The organism is Salmonella sp. SAL04202, from assembly GCF_046550775.1.
GTDB classification, from domain to species: domain Bacteria; phylum Pseudomonadota; class Gammaproteobacteria; order Enterobacterales; family Enterobacteriaceae; genus Salmonella; species Salmonella enterica.
Map to the genome: position 1 here is coordinate 1 of NZ_JBGDXK010000004.1, position 13902 is coordinate 13902.

General features: G+C 55.6%; 14 protein-coding genes and 1 pseudogene. 1 reads left to right on the forward strand and 14 read right to left on the reverse strand.

Features of this window, described 5'->3' with window-relative positions:
* The 9 genes and pseudogenes from ACLJQJ_RS16280 to napF all read right to left on the reverse strand — a co-directional run.
* Positions 1-72: pseudogene (locus tag ACLJQJ_RS16280) on the reverse strand (hypothetical protein); the annotation flags it as partial.
* Complete coding sequence (gene ccmA, locus ACLJQJ_RS16285; RefSeq protein ID WP_023194943.1) at positions 69-686, reverse strand: cytochrome c biogenesis heme-transporting ATPase CcmA; 618 nt, start codon at positions 684-686, stop codon at positions 69-71. The gene ccmA and the pseudogene ACLJQJ_RS16280, both read right to left, overlap by 4 nt.
* A 20-nt stretch (positions 687-706) precedes the next feature.
* Positions 707-1309 (reverse strand): cytochrome c-type protein NapC, encoded by a 603-nt coding sequence (napC, locus tag ACLJQJ_RS16290; RefSeq protein ID WP_000431778.1) that lies wholly within the window; start codon positions 1307-1309, stop codon positions 707-709.
* A gap of 9 nt (positions 1310-1318) precedes the next feature.
* Positions 1319-1768, reverse strand: a complete 450-nt coding sequence (napB, locus tag ACLJQJ_RS16295; protein ID WP_000835182.1) for a nitrate reductase cytochrome c-type subunit — start codon at positions 1766-1768, stop codon at positions 1319-1321.
* A gap of 115 nt (positions 1769-1883) precedes the next feature.
* Positions 1884-2753 carry a quinol dehydrogenase ferredoxin subunit NapH gene (gene napH, locus ACLJQJ_RS16300; RefSeq protein WP_063808720.1) on the reverse strand — a complete coding sequence of 290 codons (870 nt, stop codon included), beginning with the start codon at positions 2751-2753 and terminating at the stop codon, positions 1884-1886.
* Positions 2740-3435, reverse strand: coding sequence for a ferredoxin-type protein NapG (gene napG / locus ACLJQJ_RS16305; RefSeq protein ID WP_063808721.1), 696 nt, complete (start codon positions 3433-3435; stop codon positions 2740-2742). The genes napH and napG overlap by 14 nt, the downstream gene beginning before the upstream one ends.
* A gap of 6 nt (positions 3436-3441) precedes the next feature.
* Positions 3442-5928 carry a nitrate reductase catalytic subunit NapA gene (gene napA / locus ACLJQJ_RS16310; protein WP_063808722.1) on the reverse strand — a complete coding sequence of 829 codons (2487 nt, stop codon included), beginning with the start codon at positions 5926-5928 and terminating at the stop codon, positions 3442-3444.
* Positions 5925-6188, reverse strand: coding sequence for a chaperone NapD (napD, locus tag ACLJQJ_RS16315; protein ID WP_001260058.1), 264 nt, complete (start codon positions 6186-6188; stop codon positions 5925-5927). The genes napA and napD overlap by 4 nt, the downstream gene beginning before the upstream one ends.
* Positions 6178-6669: a ferredoxin-type protein NapF gene (gene napF, locus ACLJQJ_RS16320; RefSeq protein ID WP_000228069.1), complete on the reverse strand. Its 492-nt coding sequence runs from the start codon at positions 6667-6669 to the stop codon at positions 6178-6180. Before napF ends, napD begins: the two co-directional genes overlap by 11 nt.
* Positions 6670-7082: 413 nt before the next feature.
* On the opposite strand from napF, the gene eco reads away from it, so the two are divergent.
* Positions 7083-7577, forward strand: a complete 495-nt coding sequence (gene eco, locus ACLJQJ_RS16325) for a serine protease inhibitor ecotin (protein WP_063808737.1) — start codon at positions 7083-7085, stop codon at positions 7575-7577.
* A gap of 208 nt (positions 7578-7785) precedes the next feature.
* Here eco and ACLJQJ_RS16330 read toward each other — a convergent pair whose 3' ends face one another.
* The 5 genes from ACLJQJ_RS16330 to ACLJQJ_RS16350 form a co-directional block, all read right to left on the reverse strand.
* Entirely contained in the window at positions 7786-9429 is a 1644-nt protein-coding gene (locus tag ACLJQJ_RS16330; RefSeq protein ID WP_000421589.1) for a multidrug ABC transporter permease/ATP-binding protein, read from the reverse strand.
* Between the two features lie 75 nt (positions 9430-9504).
* Positions 9505-10155 (reverse strand): DNA oxidative demethylase AlkB, encoded by a 651-nt coding sequence (gene alkB / locus ACLJQJ_RS16335; protein ID WP_023225807.1) that lies wholly within the window; start codon positions 10153-10155, stop codon positions 9505-9507.
* Between the two features lie 2 nt (positions 10156-10157).
* Positions 10158-11219, reverse strand: a complete 1062-nt coding sequence (gene ada / locus ACLJQJ_RS16340; RefSeq protein ID WP_063808723.1) for a bifunctional DNA-binding transcriptional regulator/O6-methylguanine-DNA methyltransferase Ada — start codon at positions 11217-11219, stop codon at positions 10158-10160.
* Between the two features lie 80 nt (positions 11220-11299).
* A complete protein-coding gene (apbE, locus tag ACLJQJ_RS16345) occupies positions 11300-12352 on the reverse strand; it encodes an FAD:protein FMN transferase ApbE (RefSeq protein WP_063808724.1) in 1053 nt (350 codons plus the stop codon).
* A 114-nt stretch (positions 12353-12466) separates the two neighbouring features.
* Positions 12467-13603, reverse strand: a complete 1137-nt coding sequence (locus ACLJQJ_RS16350) for a porin OmpC (RefSeq protein ID WP_063808725.1) — start codon at positions 13601-13603, stop codon at positions 12467-12469.
* Between the last annotated feature and the right edge of the window lie 299 nt (positions 13604-13902).

Consider the following 13902-nt stretch of genomic DNA (forward strand, 5'->3'; position numbering starts at 1 on the left):
CAGCGGGCCGGCGATGTCCGCGCCGTGGCGGAACGCCACGCGCAGCTCGAGACAGAAGACACGCCACATCACAGCCCTGCCTCCCCGCCGGTCAGCGCCAGGCGGCGGACGGTGTCCGCGGCCCCCGGCAGCGGCTGGTGGGTGGTGAGAATGACCATCCCGCCCTGCGCCGTGTGCGCCGCCATCCGCCGGGTGAGGCGCGCCACGCCGTTAACATCAATGGCGGTGAACGGTTCGTCGAGCACCCACAGCGCGGCGCGGGTCAGCCACAGGCGGGCCAGCGCCACCCGGCGCTGCTGCCCGGCCGAGAGCCGGGCGACCGGCACGTCCTCAAATCCCGCCAGCCCGGCCTGCGCCAGCGCCTCCGGGAGACGCGCGCCGTCGCCGGGGTGGAAGAAGTGCAGGTTCTCCCGCGCCGTCAGGCGGGATTTAATCCCCGGCTGGTGCCCTATCCACAGCAGGCTGCGATGGAAGCTGTCGCGCACGCGGCGCAGGGGTTCGCCCTGCCAGTACACCTCGCCGCCGTCCGGGCGCGCCAGCCCGGTCAGCAGGCGCAGCAGGGTGGTTTTTCCCGCGCCGTTGCCGCCGGTGACCTGCACCCACTCCCCGGCCTCCACGGTGAACGACAGCCCACTGAATAGCGTCCTCTCGTCCCGCTCGCAGTACAGATCTCTGGCTTCAAGCATTCCCACTCATCAACGTCCTGTCAGAAACCTGGTTTAACATCACGCATATCCGGCAGTTTATGCGCGATCCCTTTGTGGCAATCGATACAGGTCTGTCCATCTTTTACCGCCTGATCGTGCATTTTCGCCGCGACGCCTTTTTGCGCGGTCAGATCCATAAAGTCGAAATTGTGGCAGTTACGGCATTCCTGCGAGTTGTTGTCTTTCATGCGCCGCCACTCATTTTGTGCCATTGTCAGGCGATGAGCTTCAAATTTCTGCGGTGTATCTATCAGCCCAAATACCTTCGCGTACAGCTCTTTACTGGCTTTGATCTTACGGATCATCTTCGGCCCCCACTCATGCGGCACATGGCAGTCAGGACAGGTGGCACGAACGCCGCTACGGTTGTTGTAGTGGACGGTTTCCATATACTCCTCATACACCGTGTTGCGCATTTCATGGCAGCTAATACAAAACTCTTCGGTGTTAGCCTTTTCCATTCCGGTATTGAAGCCGCCCCAGAAGATGATGCCGCCGATAAAACCGATTAACAGCAGCGTCCCCAACGCCAGGCGGCTGGGGCTGCGCCACCATCGCCAGACGCGCTTTATCCAGCCGGGTTTACGGTTAGAATTTTCCATAATGACCTCTTATTTCCCGTAACCTTGCGAGGGGGTAAAGGTATTGTCGATAATCGGCGCGGTATCAGACTGCGGTACGTGGCACTGCAGGCAGAAATAACGACGCGGCGCGACGTTGCCCGACACTTTACCGTCGCTGTCCATAAAGTGCGTCGGACTGATACGCGGCGCGCCCGTCGTACGATAACTTTCCACGCCGTGGCATTGCAGACAGCGGTTGGTATTGGTCGTCACCTGGTAGCCCTCGACGCTGTGCGGGATCATCGGCGGCTGGTTGACGTAATTTAGCGGCATACGTTCCTGCTCTTTCGGCATACGAATCGCCCCTTCCTGCGTCCCGGATACTTCCGGCGACTGGCTCAGATCCACTCCGTTTGCCGCCCAAACCGCACCACTTACCACCAGGGCAAGCGTGGCCATCCATTGACACAGCGCTTTCATCAGGTCATGGCTTTTCATTGTTTCGCTCCCGAACTCCATCGCATTTACACTTCATCCTTCGAGCTGCCTCTTTGTTGGCTGCGCTCGAAAATCCCAGTCACATCGTTATCTATGCTCCTGGGGATTTCCTCGCTTACCGCCGCGATGCATCCCGAATGATGTTGTGTATCGTTATTGTAAAAACATCCTCAGAACAGACATCCACGCAGCGACCGCAGGTCGTGCAGTCGCGGTGAGTGACCTGCGCCGGGCTTTGCTCATCCAGCACCGGCGCACGTAGCACATGCGGTTCCGGGCAAACATGAAAACAATCCATACAGCGATTACATTTCTCACGTTTTTTGGCCGTCACGGTCACTACGCCTTTACTGCCCAGCACGCCATACAGCGCGCCCATCGGGCAAATATGACCGCACCAACCGTGCTCAACGACTAATAAATCAAATAAAAACAAAGCAATAATCAGCAACGCGCCGCTACTAAATCCCATAATCAGACTACGGCCTAACAGCGACACGGGATTAATCCATTCCCACAGCAGCGTGCCGGTCAAGGCCGAACCGATTAACACCACCACCAGAAGGACGTACCGTATATGGCGTGGAATCGTCGCAGACTGGTTCAGGTCAAATTTCCTGCGCATCCAGTTAGCCAAATCGGTAACGGGGTTTAGCGGGCAAACCCAACTGCAAAATAATCGCTTTCCCGCCAGCGCATACAGCACAGTGATAATCACTGCTCCCGTCAGCGCCACGGTAGCGGGAAGATGTCCACTGGCGAGACTTTCCAGGGTAATCAGCGGATCGGTCAACGGGAGGGTATCGAACAGCAAACTACTGCTGTAGTTGCCATGCAAAACCCAAAAGCCCAGCCACGGGCCGCTGAGAAACATCCCCAGCACCATAAACTGGCTGATACGGCGTAACACCAGCCAACGGTGGCTACGCCACCAGCCTTTTTTCGCCCGCGCTTCTCGCCCGGCGTCGCGTTTACGATTTGCCATTTTTCCCCTCCAGCCAGCCGAAGCGGTAATGGTGTCCTAACTCCCCTTTCGCCAATGACAACGGCAACACTTTTATCGCTGGTTGCTCCAGTACGCAGACTTTTTCGCATTTGCCGCAGCCGGTACAGGCGTCGCTGTGTACGGTGGGCAGAAAGCGCGCATGTTTGCCGGTGCGCATGTTGCGATCCAGCTCCAGCGTGATGGCCTCATCGATTTTCGGGCATTCGCGGTAGCAAACGTCGCAGCGCAGCCCCTGAAAGTTGAGGCAGTTTTCCTGATCCAGCAGCACCGCCAGCCCCATGCGCGAGTCATCAATGGAGGCGATATCTTTATTCAGCGCCCCGCTGGGGCAGACTTTGGCGCACGGAATGTCTTCACACATTTCGCAGGGGATGTCGCGAGCGACGAAATAGGGCGTGCCTGCCGATAGCCCGGAGGCCAGCGTCGCCAGTTTTAGCGTGTCGTATGGACACGCCTGAACGCACTGCCCGCAGCGCACACAGGCGCTGGCGAAGGCATTTTCATTCAGCGCGCCAGGCGGACGCAGCCGCACGCCCGATGCGCGCGCGGTTTGCTGTTGCAAGCCCAGCGCCACGCCAACCGCCGCCAGCCCGCCCGCAGTGCGCACAACATCACGCAGAAAGCGGCGGCGGCCATTTTGGGGTTTCGCTGTACGGGACATAACGCGTTACACCTTCGCCAGCTTAACGGCGCACTTCTTGAAGTCCGTCTCTTTAGAGAGCGGGTCCGTCGCATCCAGCGTCAGGTTGTTCACTAGCTGAGCGGCATCGAAGAACGGCATATACACCAGTCCCTGCGGCGGACGGTTACGTCCACGCGTTTCGACAATCGAAATCACTTCGCCGCGGCGGGATGACACTTTAACCTTATCCCCACGACGCAGATCGCGCGCTTTCGCATCCAGCGGGTGAATAAAGACCACCGCTTCCGGGAAGGCGCGATGCAATTCAGGCACGCGGCGCGTCATACTGCCGGTATGCCAGTGTTCCAGCACGCGACCGGTGGAAAGCCACAGATCGTACTCGTTGTCCGGCGACTCCGCCGCGGGTTCAAATGGCAGCGCGAAGATCACCGCTTTGCCATCCGGTTTACCGTAGAATTTGTACCCTTCCCCCGCTTTTACATACGGGTCGTTGCCTTCGCTGTAACGCCATTGCGTCTCTTTGCCTTCGACGACCGGCCAGCGCAGACCGCGCGCGTTGTGGTAATCGTCGAACGGCGCCAGATCGTGCCCGTGGCCACGTCCAAACCAGGCGTATTCTTCAAACAGTCCTTTTTGCAGATAGAAGCCCAGCTCACGAGACTCATCGTTTAACTGATCCTCTTTCAGCTCGCTCAGCGGGAATTTGCTGACCGCAGGCGTGGCGAACAGAACGTCATACAGCGTTTTACCGCGCAGCTCCGGCTTCTGGGCCAGCAACGCCTCCGGCCAGACCTCCTCGGTTTTAAAACGACGGGAGAACTGCACCAGTTGCCAGAGGTCGGATTTGGCTTCGCCCGGCGCTTTAATTTGCTGACGCCAGAACTGCGTGCGGCGTTCGGCGTTGCCGTAAGCGCCTTCTTTCTCAACCCACATGGCGGTCGGCAGGATCAGATCAGCAGACAGCGCGCTCACCGTCGGGTAAGGATCGGAGACAATGATAAAGTTACGCGGATCGCGCCAGCCCGGCATCCGATCTTCATTGATGTTCGGCCCGGCCTGCATATTGTTATTACACATTACCCAGTAGACGTTCAGCTTGCCGTCTTTCAACGCGCGATCCTGCGCCACCGCATGTAAACCCACTTTTGCCGGAATAGTGCCACCGGGGATCTGCCAGTGTTTTTCGCAGATATCACGGTGTTTTTCGTTCGTCACGACCATGTCTGCGGGCAGACGGTGTGAGAAGGTTCCCACTTCACGCGCCGTACCGCAGGCGGAAGGCTGGCCGGTCAGCGAGAAAGGACCGCAGCCAGGCTGGGAGATTTTTCCGGTCAGCAGATGGAGGTTGTAAACCAGGTTATTCGCCCACACGCCGCGGGTATGCTGGTTAAAACCCATCGTCCAGTAAGAGATCACGCGCTTATTCGGATCGGCGTAGAGCTGCGCCAACTGTTCCAGTTGATCTTTCGGCACGCCGGTCATTTCAGCGGTCTTGTCCAACGTATATTCCGCCACGAAGGCTTTATACTCGTCGAAGCTCATCGGCTCGGAAGCATCGGAGCCCGGATTCTTCGCCGCTTTTTCCAGCGGGTGCGTCGGGCGTAAGCCGTAGCCGATATCCGTCGCCCCTTTACGCAGGTTCACATGCTTTGTGAAGAAATCCTGATTTACCGCGTTGTTCTGAATAATGTAATTCGCGATATAGTTAAGGATCACCAGATCGCTTTGCGGGGTAAAGACAATACCGTTGTCCGCCAGCTCAAAGCTGCGGTGCTGGAAGGTGGAGAGGACGGCAACCTTCACGTTCGGGTCGGACAAACGGCGGTTAGTGATGCGCGACCATAAAATCGGGTGCATCTCCGCCATGTTGGAACCCCACAGCACAAACGCATCGGCCTGCTCAATATCGTCGTAGCAGCCCATCGGTTCATCCATGCCAAAGGTGCGCATAAAGCCCACCACCGCCGAGGCCATGCAGTGACGCGCGTTCGGGTCGATGTTGTTAGAGCGGAAACCAGCCTTGAACAGTTTCGCGGCGGCATAGCCTTCCCAGATGGTCCATTGACCCGATCCAAACATGCCGATCGCTTCTGGTCCTTTCTCTTTCAGGGAGGTTTTAAACTTCTCCTCCATCACATCGAAGGCCTGTTCCCAGCTCACCGACGTAAACTCGCCGTCTTTGTGATAGCTGCCGTCTTTCATGCGCAGCATCGGCTGCGTCAGACGATCTTTACCGTACATGATTTTGGGCAGGAAGTAGCCTTTAATGCAGTTCAGACCACGGTTGACCGGCGCGTCGGGGTCGCCCTGGCAGGCGACCACACGGCCCTGCTGCGTTCCCACCAACACACCGCAACCCGTTCCGCAAAAACGGCACGGCGCTTTATCCCATTTGATGGCTTCCTGCTGCCCGACAACGGCGCGGGCGACGCCCGGCACGCTCAGACCGGCAGCCGCCGCAGCGGCCGCAACGGCGTTAGCTTTCATAAAGCTACGACGACTGAGTTTCATGGTGTTTCCTCACCTTGCTCATCCTGCTGGTGATAAACCAGCGACACCGCCAGCACGCCCTCAACATTGCGTACTGACTCAATTGTTTGCATCAGCGTTTCACTCTGATCTGCTTCCGCCACCACGATCAGTTGCCCGCTTTCAACGTCGCTTAACGCGACTTCGCAACCCGGCAACGTGTTCAACTGTGTGCCAATGGCGGCGATGTTCTGACTTTTGGCCTGCACGACCAGGCTACAGACCTGCCAGTTAGTGCGCATGGTGGTTCTCCGCTTTGATGGCTGACACGGGACAGATAGCCACACACGCCCCGCATCCGTTACAGGCCTGCGAGTCAAGCTGCGGCTGGTAAATGCCGGATAGCGTGGGACGAAAGGTAATGGCCATAGGTTCACAACTGTCCTGGCAGCGATGGCATTCAACCGATTGCCTGGCGAGGCAGTTTTCCGTGAGCGTAAAAATCAGATCCCAGGCCCTGGTGTGGCGCGGAAGAAAAAGCGATTCAGTACAGGCCTGCGCACAGGCATAACAAAAGCTGCACTCGCCCCGTTTGAAATCTACGCTCGGATATCCCCCCGCCCCTCGCTGCAGGATGTCGGCCTCACACGCCTGGATGCAGGCGTCGCAACGCAGACAATGTGCGAGAAAATAGGTTGTTTCTCTGGCCCACGGCGGAAGAATCCCATTGCTGGCGTTGCGCCAACTGCCGGTCAACATGCTTCGACGGGATAAATCAACCATGATATCGCCCTTCCATAACGACACGCTTCCATAGGGAGTGAATACCAATAAAAACCGTACAATTTATGAGTAGTTGTTTTTGTAAATAAGATATTTCAGGATGTGTAAGAGATGCATACCCCGATAGAGGTAAATGCTGTTGCCGGATCAAAAGAGTGCCGGGTAAAGACCCGTAAACGTGCTTTTTCTCACATTTCAATGAGTTATATAGATGCTTATATAACGAAAATCACTAATAGTTGATAATTTCATTTACATTATCAATATCAGAATATTCCACTATATAAAAAGACGCTATTTTATTAATAATCTTGAAAATATGAGTAAATACAGATTAATAGATAATATGAATGTGTTAATCTGTTGTCAGTGAATACCGAAAACAGCAGAAAGGAAATACTGTGAACAATCAAATGAAGATGTTTGTCCCTGCCGTCGTCTTCGCCGCCCTCGCCAGCGCCTCTGCCTGGGCTAACAATGGCGATACCGCCCAGCCGCTGGAAAAAATCGCCCCCTATCCGCAGGCGGAAAAAGGAATGAAGCGGCAAGTGATAACCCTTACCCCTCAGCAGGATGAATCTACCCTCAAAGTGGAACTGTTGATTGGCCAAACGCTGAATGTGGATTGTAACCAGCATCGCCTCGGCGGCACGCTGGAAACAAAAACGCTGGAAGGCTGGGGCTATGACTATTATGTCTTTGGTAACGTCACCTCTCCGGTATCAACCATGATGGCCTGCCCTGACGGTAAGAAAGAGCAAAAATTCGTCACCGCCTGGCTGGGTGAAGACGGGATGCTGCGCTACAACAGCAAGCTGCCGATCGTGGTGTATACCCCGGCGAATGTGGACGTGAAATACCGCATCTGGAAAGCGGACGCTAACGTACAGAACGCCGTCACGCGATAATGTTACGCTGCCCGGTCACACTTACCGGGCATCTGAACATGTCGACTCACGCAGCGCTCCGGAGTTCTTTTTAAAACACGTCTGGAAACCCGCTCGCCCGCCGCAAGAAATAACCCGATGCCTGGTGGCGACGCGTGGCATCTTATCAGGCCTACCCGCGTGCGGACGTAGGGCTGCCATCAGGCGGTTCATCCGGCGCCATAGTCCATTACGCAGTACGCGCAACCGCATCACGCGAGGCGGCATCACGTTCGTCGCCGGTGAGTTCGGTTAGCTGTCCGTTACGCATTTCAAGCAGACGATCGGCGTGAATAAAATAGTGATCATCATGGCTAATGGCGAAAATGGTTTTGCCCATTTCCTGCATTAACGGCAACAGTACCTGATAAAACTCCCGGCGGAAATGCGGGTCCTGATCGGCGGCCCACTCATCCAGCAAAATAATATCGCGCTCTTCCGCCAGCGCCAGCAGCAGCGCAATGCGCTTTTTTTGCCCTTTCGACAGTTTAAGATTCAAAATGCGCCCGTCGTTTAGCTCCAGCTTGTGCGTCATTTTCAGGTGCTCAAGCCACTTTTCGACCAGAGCGGGATTGGCGGGTTTCCCCTGCGGCCCCAGCAGGCGGTCGAATAACCACACATCGGTGAACACCGCAGAAAACAGTTTGCGATAATCTTCCGGCTGTCCGGCGGCAATAGGTTGACCATCAAGTAAAATCGTTCCCGATTGCGGCTGGTATAAACCGGTCAATAACATGGCCAGCGTCGATTTCCCGCTACCGTTGCCGCCAATTAAAAACAGCAGTTCGCCGCGGTGAATCGTCAGGTTGATGGGCCCCACGGAAAACGCGTTATCCTGATAGTGGAAAACCACGTTGCGCAGCTCCAGCGTCTTCCAGTCGGGAAAGGCTTTCGGCTGTGGAAAATCAGGCTTATACGGGGCGAGCGCGAATTTATTCAGTTTATTAAACGCCACCTGGGCGGTCAGTAACGTTGGCAACGCCCCCACCGCAGACAGCAGCGGCGTGCGCAGGAACAGCAACGTCAGTGAATAGGTCGCCGCGACGTTGGTATCCGCCCAGCCGAGACTATTCGCCATCCAGAAGACCAGGCCTATCGCTCCCAGCATCATGATATTCGACCAGTTGACGGCGCTCAGGTGAAAAGTATCGGCACGGATAATGTGATGACGGTACTCTTTGGCGTCCGGGGTATAACATTGCTGAAAAATCTGCTCCGCACGCTCGCGGTTTAGCGTCAGCTCTTTGCGTCCTTCCAGCACCGTCTGATAGTCGTTGTACAGCTTATCTTCGGTCTCGCGCAGGGTCGCCATATGCTGGTAAACCCGCGCCACCAGCACAAATCCGCCCCAGATAGTGACCGCCATCCAGATAGCCGTAACCAGCAGCATTTTTGTCGATAGCATCGCCAGATACGCCGCCGAGCCGACGGTGAGGATAATGCCCTGCACCAGCTCAGGCAGACGCACAAAGGCGATAGTAATATTGCGAATATCGCTGGTCAGACCGGCCAGTAAAGAGGCGCTGCCCAGTTGCTCAATGCGTTCAACGTGTGTATCCAGAATGCGCTTGATAAATTCGCTGCGCAGGCGGTAAACGAAATGGTGTCCCAGAGTGGTGAGCGCCAGTTGGGAACCTAATGTGACGACCATTAGCAACAGGAGCAGACCGAGAAATTCCGGCAGCACCATGACGGTGGTGTCCACCGTTTCAATCAGGCGCTGATTGATAAACGCGATCAGGCCAATCCCCAGCGCCGCGCTGGCGAGACTCAGCGCCATCACACTAATAAATGGCCAGCGGTACTGCCGCCAGACAAGAATAAGAAGTTCCATGCATACAACCCGGACCGATAATAACAGCCCGCAGTTTAACTAACTCCACCTGCACAGCAATAATAATTCTTATTTTTATTCTTTTTCAGCCGCCTGACGGAAGGTGAGATTGTAACGAAATTCACCGGTCATGGGATGAAAGCCCGCTTTAAGCGGCTGGATACCATGATAAAACAGCCGGGACTCGCCGCCCCAGACCACGATATCGCCATGCTCCAGTAAGATCCGCTGGAGCGGATCGCTGCGACGCAGGCCGCCAAACTGAAAAACCGCCGGCACCCCCAACGAAACTGAGACGATAGGCGCGCGCAGATCCGGCTCGTCTTTATCCTGATGCAGCGACAGTTTTGCGCCGGGCGCGTAGCGATTGATCAGGCAGGCGTCCGGTTGGAAGCTCTCATACCCTGCCGCGATTGCCGCCTGACGACATACGCTGGCAAACGATAACGGCAGCGCAGGCCAGGGTTTATCGGTCAACGGATCGCGCACGGCATAACAATAACCGTGACGATCGGTGGTCCACCCTAACGCGCCGCAGTTGGTCATCGCCACCGACATGGTGTAGCCGCCCGGCGTCACCATCTGACGAAACGGAGACTGACTGGCGACAAACCCGATATCGTCTAATAGCGACTGCGCCGCGCGAAACGCAAAGCGGCGCAACACCACCGCGCCAGGCGCCAGGGGCTCTTGCCAGGGCGCTTCATCAGCAAATAGATCCAGCATTGCTACTCCTCTTTTTGCGCTTCTCGCTTTAATAGCTGCGCTTTTCGACGCACGCCCCAACGATAACCGGAGAGCGCGCCATCGCGACGCACGACCCGATGACACGGGATCACCATCGCCAGTTTATTCGCGCCGCACGCGCTGGCGACCGCGCGTACCGCCGTGGGTTTGCCGATAGTCGCGGCAATCTGTTGATAGCTTACGGTTTCGCCGCAGGGAATTGCGCATAACGCCTGCCAGACCTGCTGTTGAAACGCGGTTCCCTGAATATCCAGCGGCAACGAGAGCAGCACATCGCGTGTGTTGATAGCCGCGACAACCTGCCGCACCCGTTGCTGAAAAAGCGCGTCAGCAGGTTCGTGGCGGGCCGCCGGGAACAGGGTGTGTAATTCAGCCAGTAGCGCGTCGTCGCTATCACCGGGGAGAATCGCGCAAATCCCCCGCTCGCTCTCCGCCACCAGGCACCGTCCGTAAACCCAGTCCGTCAGCGCATAGCGAACGGAGACATTATCGCCGCCTTTGCGAAACTGTTTTGCCGTCATGCCCAGCGTCTGGTCGGCATGACGATAGTAGCTACTGCTATCCGGGAAGCCGGCGCGGTAAATAGCCGCCGTGATCTGCTCTCCTTTCGCCAACGCCTCACGCAGCCGCCGGGCGCGCCACGCCTGCTGCCACCCTTTCGGCGTCATACCGGTGCTCGCTTTAAACAAACGGTGCAGATGAAACGGGCTCATCGCCACCGCCTGCGCCAGAGACGCCAGCGTTACCGGCGTCTCCTGCTCAAGTAAACGGCAGGCGCAGGCAATCTTATCCAACCGCCGTTGCTGCGCGCGCGCATTATCCGGCTGACAGCGCTTGCAGGGGCGAAAACCGGCGTCCAGCGCCTGCTGCGCGTTGGCAAAAAAGCGAACATTTTTACGTAATGCCCGCTTCGAGCGACAAGAAGGGCGGCAAAAAACGCCGGTGGTTCGCACCGCAAAAACGAAACGCCCATCCGCGCTGGCATCGCGCGCCTGCACCCGCAGCCAGCATTCATCATCGGTAAGTAACGCTTTTTTCATCATAGACTCCTTCATTAAGCATAGTGCTTGCTTACATGCAGTGTGTCCGTAAATCCGCCCACAAAAACCCGTAATCTTGCGTTTTAATTCTTATCGCTCACCAGGAACGTTTTGAACTGCGGCGACATCCAGGTTTTAAAGCCTTCACCTTCTTTCATGATCATAAAGACCGCCAGCCCTTCCCGCCGCACGACCTCTTGCGCCTTTTGCGTACCAAGCACCATCAGGCCGGTGTCCCAGCCGTCCGCTTCCAGCGCCGTTGGCGCAATGACCGTAACCGATACCAGGTTGTGTTCAATGGGGCGCCCCGTTTGCGGATCGATAACGTGCGATACGCGCTTGCCATCCAGCTCATAATAGTTGCGGTAGCTGCCGGAGGTGCTGATGCCATGCCCGTTGATATCCACAATCGCCTGCACCGCGTTTTCCCGGTCGGTCGGCTTCTGAATCGCGACACGCCACGGCAGCCCTTGCGCATTCATCCCGCGACTGCTTAATGCGCCGCCCACCGAGACCAGATAACGCGCAATGCCCTCCTGCTCCATCAGACACGCCAGATGATCCGCCGCATAGCCCTCCCCGACCGTGGAGAGATCAACATAAAGATCCGGCAGATCTTTTTGCAAAAACTGATGTCCAGCCCTGTCGATAACCTGCAAATGTTGCAGGCCTGTTTTCGCTTTTGCCGCATCGATTTGTGCTGGTGTTGGGATATGCAGCGGCTGCCGATCCGGCCCAAACCCCCACAGATTGACCAGCGGGCCCACGGTGATATCCATCGCGCCATCCGTCTTCGCGCCAATACGTAGCGCCGAGGTCACGATATCCGCCATGGCTTCGCTGACCGGCCAGGGCGCAAGACTGCGTGAATGGTTAAAACGCATCAGCGCGGAGTCATTTTTATAGGTAGAAAGCAACCAATCATCAGCATCAAGCTGAGTCTGGATTTTAGTCTGTAACTCTGCGGCGCGTTTCGCATCGATACCAACCACGCTCACCCGCCAGAGGGTCCCCATCGTTTTACCTTCCAGCACCTGAGCGGCAGGTGACACTGTTGTCGTTTCGGGAGCCTCATCGCAGCCCATAAGTAAAAAAGCCGCCGCCAGACACACGGCCCGGCAAAAAGTCATTTTCATCGCTGTTTATCCTCATTCGAATGGACGCAAGCGTATATCAAAACGTCGTATTTGTACGCCGGAATAAGGCATGAAAAAAGGGCCCGCAGGCCCTTTAGCAACATCTTTTGCTGATTAGAACTGGTAAACCAGACCCAGCGCTACGATGTCGTCGGTGTTGATGCCCGCATCGCGGGTAAAGTCGTTTTTATCCAGCAGGTTGATTTTGTAATCAACATAGGTGGACATGTTTTTGTTGAAGTAGTAAGTCGCGCCGACATCAACATATTTTACGATGTCCTGGTCGCCATAGCTGGCGCCGTAACCGTTGCTGATGTCCTTACCTTTAGACTGCAGGTAAGCCACAGACGGACGCAGACCAAAGTCGAACTGGTACTGAGCAACCACTTCAAAGTTCTGCGCTTTGTTGGCAAAACCGTAAGAGGTGGACGGGTTGCTACCGTTAGAGGTACCAAAACGGGTTGCGTTATAGGTCTGAGAATACTGCGCTGCCAGATAGATGTTGTTCGCATCGTATTTCAGGCCGCCGGTGTAGACCGTGGCGCGATCGCCGTTACCATACAGGCGATCGTTAGCAGTGTTGTTCTGATCGGCAGTACGTTTAGACGTGGTGATAGCGCCACCGACAGAGAAGCCTTCGCCGATTGCATAAGTCAGCGATCCGCCGTAACCGTCGCCGTTCTGGTTCAGCAGGCTACGACCGTTGGTGTTTTCACCGCTCACGCTGCCGTTTTTGCCCTGATACTGTAACGCGAAGTCCAGACCATCCACCAGGCCGAAGAAGTCGGTGTTACGGTAAGTGGCATAGCCGTTACCACGCTGCTGCATAAAGTTGTCAGCGCCGTAGGTGTCGCCGCCAAACTCCGGCAGAACGTCGGTCCAGGAGGTCACATCATAGGTTACGCCGTAGTTACGACCATAATCGAAGGAACCTGCGCCAGCGAATTTCAGACCCGCAAACGCCACACGCGTCCAGGAGTCGTTGCTGCCTTCAGTCTGGTTGCCCTGAATCTGATATTCCCACTGGCCATAACCGGTCAGCTGATCGTTAACCTGCGTTTCGCCTTTGAAGCCGATACGCATGTAGGTCTGGTCGCCGTCGCTGCCTTTGTCGTCAGAGAAGTAGTGCAGGCCATCAACTTTACCAAACAGGTCTAATTTGTTGCCGTCTTTATTATAAATTTCAGCCGCATTCGCTGCGCCCGCCACCAGCAGAGCTGGTACCAGGAGGGACAGTACTTTAACTTTCATGTTATTAACCCTCTGTTATATGCCTTTATTGCTTTTTTATGCCACTGCTTACTGGTTAACCCTCATTAACCAGTCGGCAAGTCCATTCTCCGCAAAAATACAGAATAATCCAACACGAATATGATACTAAAACTTTTAAGATGTTACAGTTATCTACATAGATGTTTCAAAATATGAATTTTACGGAACTTTTTTAAAGCAAAAATCAAGTAAAAATAAGCACAAATAGACAAAATATATTCACGAAACTTTTAAAATCAACGGGTTAAATTGATGAAATTCATAGCACTGAATGATAA

Excerpts from the sequence above, each read along its gene's own strand:
- ACLJQJ_RS16350 (WP_063808725.1), bottom strand. The coding sequence starts at position 13,603 with ATGAAAGTTAAAGTACTGTCCCTCCTGGTACCAGCTCTGCTGGTGGCG.
- napD (WP_001260058.1), bottom strand. The coding sequence starts at position 6,188 with ATGCGCACTAACTGGCAGGTCTGTAGCCTGGTCGTGCAGGCCAAAAGT.
- napA (WP_063808722.1), bottom strand. The coding sequence starts at position 5,928 with ATGAAACTCAGTCGTCGTAGCTTTATGAAAGCTAACGCCGTTGCGGCC.
- ccmA (WP_023194943.1), bottom strand. The coding sequence starts at position 686 with ATGCTTGAAGCCAGAGATCTGTACTGCGAGCGGGACGAGAGGACGCTA.
- napC (WP_000431778.1), bottom strand. The coding sequence starts at position 1,309 with ATGGAAAATTCTAACCGTAAACCCGGCTGGATAAAGCGCGTCTGGCGA.
- napH (WP_063808720.1), bottom strand. The coding sequence starts at position 2,753 with ATGGCAAATCGTAAACGCGACGCCGGGCGAGAAGCGCGGGCGAAAAAA.
- eco (WP_063808737.1), top strand. The coding sequence starts at position 7,083 with ATGAAGATGTTTGTCCCTGCCGTCGTCTTCGCCGCCCTCGCCAGCGCC.
- napB (WP_000835182.1), bottom strand. The coding sequence starts at position 1,768 with ATGAAAAGCCATGACCTGATGAAAGCGCTGTGTCAATGGATGGCCACG.
- ada (WP_063808723.1), bottom strand. The coding sequence starts at position 11,219 with ATGATGAAAAAAGCGTTACTTACCGATGATGAATGCTGGCTGCGGGTG.
- ACLJQJ_RS16330 (WP_000421589.1), bottom strand. The coding sequence starts at position 9,429 with ATGGAACTTCTTATTCTTGTCTGGCGGCAGTACCGCTGGCCATTTATT.
- apbE (WP_063808724.1), bottom strand. The coding sequence starts at position 12,352 with ATGAAAATGACTTTTTGCCGGGCCGTGTGTCTGGCGGCGGCTTTTTTA.
- alkB (WP_023225807.1), bottom strand. The coding sequence starts at position 10,155 with ATGCTGGATCTATTTGCTGATGAAGCGCCCTGGCAAGAGCCCCTGGCG.
- napF (WP_000228069.1), bottom strand. The coding sequence starts at position 6,669 with ATGGTTGATTTATCCCGTCGAAGCATGTTGACCGGCAGTTGGCGCAAC.
- napG (WP_063808721.1), bottom strand. The coding sequence starts at position 3,435 with ATGTCCCGTACAGCGAAACCCCAAAATGGCCGCCGCCGCTTTCTGCGT.